General features: G+C 61.0%; 5 protein-coding genes and 1 pseudogene. 4 read left to right on the top strand and 2 right to left on the bottom strand.

The annotated features are described in order from the left end of the window. The 3 genes and pseudogenes from AC628_RS44570 to AC628_RS40340 form a co-directional block, all read left to right on the top strand. Positions 1-317: pseudogene (locus AC628_RS44570) on the top strand (hypothetical protein); the annotation flags it as partial. Positions 318-372: 55 nt separating this feature from the next. Next, positions 373-630 (top strand): hypothetical protein, encoded by a 258-nt coding sequence (locus AC628_RS40345; protein ID WP_143202075.1) that lies wholly within the window; start codon positions 373-375, stop codon positions 628-630. Beyond that, positions 627-1,004: a DUF1515 family protein gene (locus tag AC628_RS40340; protein WP_074126074.1), complete on the top strand. Its 378-nt coding sequence runs from the start codon at positions 627-629 to the stop codon at positions 1,002-1,004. Before AC628_RS40345 ends, AC628_RS40340 begins: the two co-directional genes overlap by 4 nt. Positions 1,005-1,101: 97 nt before the next feature. Here AC628_RS40340 and AC628_RS40335 read toward each other — a convergent pair whose 3' ends face one another. Together AC628_RS40335 and AC628_RS40330 are read right to left on the bottom strand one after the other, a co-directional pair. After that, complete coding sequence (locus AC628_RS40335; protein ID WP_074132325.1) at positions 1,102-1,905, bottom strand: hypothetical protein; 804 nt, start codon at positions 1,903-1,905, stop codon at positions 1,102-1,104. Between the two features lie 67 nt (positions 1,906-1,972). Then, positions 1,973-2,260, bottom strand: coding sequence for a hypothetical protein (locus tag AC628_RS40330; RefSeq protein ID WP_074132321.1), 288 nt, complete (start codon positions 2,258-2,260; stop codon positions 1,973-1,975). Positions 2,261-2,399: 139 nt separating this feature from the next. On the opposite strand from AC628_RS40330, the gene AC628_RS40325 reads away from it, so the two are divergent. Then, on the top strand, positions 2,400-3,183 hold a 784-nt coding region (locus AC628_RS40325), incomplete at its 3' end, for a RelA/SpoT-related domain-containing protein (RefSeq protein WP_074132318.1).

Genomic DNA, 3,183 nt, shown 5'->3' with positions numbered 1-3,183 from the left:
CCGGCGGCCTGGCGCTGCTCGCCGGCGGCGGCGCGATCGCCGGCGCCGTGCATCTCTACAACGCAGGATATCGCTCGGCCGACGACAAGTGCGAGGCGGCGCAGACCGCCGCGCAGAACGCTCAATTGCAGGCGCGCCTCGAGGAGAAGGATCGCCAGCTCGTTTTCGCCAACGCCTTGCAGCAGCGCGACGCCAAGCGTGCTGCGGCGGCCGAGGGGCAGCTCAAATCCAACCAGGGGGCAATCGATGCAACGCCGGCTAATCCTAACAAGTGTTTTACTCGCGACATGTCTCGCCGGGTGCGTGGGGTCCGGTAGCGTCGAGCGGCTGCAGCCTCCGCCTCCGGACGCACCGAACATTCCGGCACTGCCGGTGGACGTCGCGGCCTGCGAGCGCGCGCCGGTCGATACGCCGGACCGCGAGCTCGACGCCGGCGAGATCGAGCGGCTCTGGAAAACCGACCGCGCCGCGCTGGCAAAGGTCAATGCCTGCCTGCGCCGCGCCGTCTGCCAATACCAGGACGTCCGCGAGGGCATCGGCCGCGTCGAGGGGGCCGCCTGCGAGAGCATCGCGCCGGTAGAAACGCCGGCGCCGCGCCTTGGTCTGTTCAAGCGAAAGAAGGCGAAATGAGCGGCGACGAAATGGCGAGCGTGAATGCCGCCTTGCTGCAGATGGCCGCCAAAATCGGCGGCCTCGAGTCGACCGTCGCGACGCTGCTGCATACCTGGACGCAAATGGAGGCGAAGGCCTCCGAGGGTCGCAAGGATCTGCATCAGAAGGTCGAGGCGCTGCGGGCCGAGGTGACGACCATGCGGGGCGAGGTCGCGACGGCGACCAAAGACATCGCGGACATGAAGCCGACCGTCCAGGCCGTCCAGAATGTCCAGGTGCAGGCGACCGGCGTGCGCAATGCAAGCCGCTGGCTTTACTGGGCCGCCGTGGGGTTGAGCGGCGGCGTCGGCTGGATCGTGACCAACTTCGTCGACATCCATCTCAAGCGTTGATGTTTTCCGCCGGGCTACAAGCTGCGCCAGCTGCTCCAGCTTGTCGTCAAGTCTCCGATCGCCTGCGTGGCATCGGCGCCATCGTCTCGCTTTGTCATCAACCCGCCGGGCCGATAAAATACGAACGAATTTCCTTATCAAGCCGGGTGATCCGAATGCCGCTGTCATCGACCAATGTGATATTTGCTTTGTCTTTTGAGAACATGTTTGGACGCGGCGCTGGCGTTACCTCTTCAACTCGGAACGCTCGCTCCTCGCCACCGGTTTCTACAGCAAGCCGGAATCGGTCGCCGGGTCTAACGGCTCGGGCTTCTTTTCCGGCTGCCGTGAGTTCGTAGGTGACGTCGCTTAGGTTGACCGCAAAGCCCTTTATCCAGCCAATATCCTCGAGGCGCTCGAATTTGCGTCGGTTCATATTGCCTTCCGTTGTGCATTGGTTACCGAGGAAGGACATCGTCATCAGGACATGCCTGTCAGTCGCTGTAGGCTCCACCTTCTCGAGCTGAAGTACAGGGGCGGGGATCGAGCCGCGGACCCGTGCAACCAGGCGGATTTCGGCGTCATCAGGCAGCAGCGAGATCGCGATTGCGATCGCTTGGTGTTGCGCGGCGCTCGACGGGAATCCGCAAGCGCGTGCGTCGTCGTCATCGTGCGGCAGCCCGATCACAAACACGTTCTGGCCCTGAGCTCGTTGTTTGATCTGCTCGGCGAAGGTCTCGCCAGCGGCGCGGATCCTGCGCACCATCGACTGCATCTGGTTGATGGCCCATTGGGGAGCCGGTCTGCGATCGCTGGACCACGATTTGACGGTGTCGAGCCGGGTCTCGTGAATGTGGTCGGCGGCCTCAGATTGTGAAATGCCGCAGGCTTCGCGCAGGAGGTTGTAGACGCTCGTTGACATGCGAGACGCTCCGTTCTGGTGATGTGAATGGACAGTGCGGCTCCCGTGTCCGGGAGCCGCGGTTCGCTTAGTTCTGGTCGTGGTAGTCTGCGAAGGTCTGCCCGCGATCGCCGAGCAGGTTCGCCTTGCGCATTCCGTCCATCGCCTTGGCATGGCGCGATGCACGGCGGCGATCCGGGATCATCTCGATCAGCTCGCTCGGGTGAAAGTTCAGCGTCTTGGCGACGTTGAGCACCATCTGGCGGCTGATCGTCCCCTTGACGGCGTGACCTTCAAGATACTGCACGCCGATGCGCTCGGCCTGATCACGCAGGGCCTGCATCTTCCGGAGGGGATCGCTGTTGAAGAAAGCCATTGAAGGACTCCATTTCCTTTTCGCGTCGGGCCAATCCCAACGCTGAAAACAATGTACACGTGAGGTGTACAAAGCGCAACAGTTAATCTCGTCGATTCTTCTGGTATATTGCCGTTTTCGATGCTTCGAGAGTTGGCGCATGGCGGATTTTCCGCGCTTCGAATATTCGATGAGGGACGTCCGACGTGCGGGTGAGGCGCTCGCGGGCGATCTGGTTTGGACTGACGAGACCGCTGAACACATCAGGCAGGTCTTTCGGATTGCCAACAACTATCGCGATTCTCACGCGTATCCGATGCGGCGGCTCCGCTACGAGGTCAGCGGGCTTATTCGAAAGCAGCGCATTACGGGCGGCTTTACCGTTGCGCGGTTAAAGCGCATGCCGTCGATCAGGCGCAAATTGCGCAAGATTTCTTCGAATCTCAACCAAGTGCAGGATCTGGCGGGTTGTCGCGCCGTGCTGCCAACCATGGACGATGTCAATTCGCTGATCGGCGCGTTGAGGCTCAACTCTGCGCACGAACTGGCGCGCGAGGACGCCTACATTGTTCGTCCAAAGCCGGATGGCTACCGAAGCCACCACATGGTGTTCAAATTTAGGGGCGAGGGTGAGGCCGAGGTCTACAACGATCGTAGAGTTGAGATCCAGATCAGAACTAGGCTGCAACACTCGTGGGCAACAGCCGTTGAGGCTGTCGGGTTATTCCGTAAAGAGGACATGAAAGCCGGTCAGGGGAGTGCCGAGTGGCTTCGCCTTTTTCAGCTTATGTCGTCGGAATTCCTTTCCTTGGAAGGATGCGCGCTCACTGATGAAAATCGCAACATTCGCTTAGTCGAAATAGCCGATCTGCAAGCGAAGCTCGACGCAATCTCGACCCTCGAAAACCTTCGGCAAGCAGTGCGAATCACCGATGACTACGTGT

It is taken from the genome of Bradyrhizobium sp. NAS96.2, assembly GCF_001908235.1.
Lineage (GTDB): Bacteria > Pseudomonadota > Alphaproteobacteria > Rhizobiales > Xanthobacteraceae > Bradyrhizobium.
This window is presented reverse-complemented; position numbering and strand designations above follow the sequence as displayed.

Excerpts from the sequence above, each read along its gene's own strand:
- AC628_RS40330 (WP_074132321.1), bottom strand. The coding sequence starts at position 2,260 with ATGGCTTTCTTCAACAGCGATCCCCTCCGGAAGATGCAGGCCCTGCGT.
- AC628_RS40335 (WP_074132325.1), bottom strand. The coding sequence starts at position 1,905 with ATGTCAACGAGCGTCTACAACCTCCTGCGCGAAGCCTGCGGCATTTCA.
- AC628_RS40340 (WP_074126074.1), top strand. The coding sequence starts at position 627 with ATGAGCGGCGACGAAATGGCGAGCGTGAATGCCGCCTTGCTGCAGATG.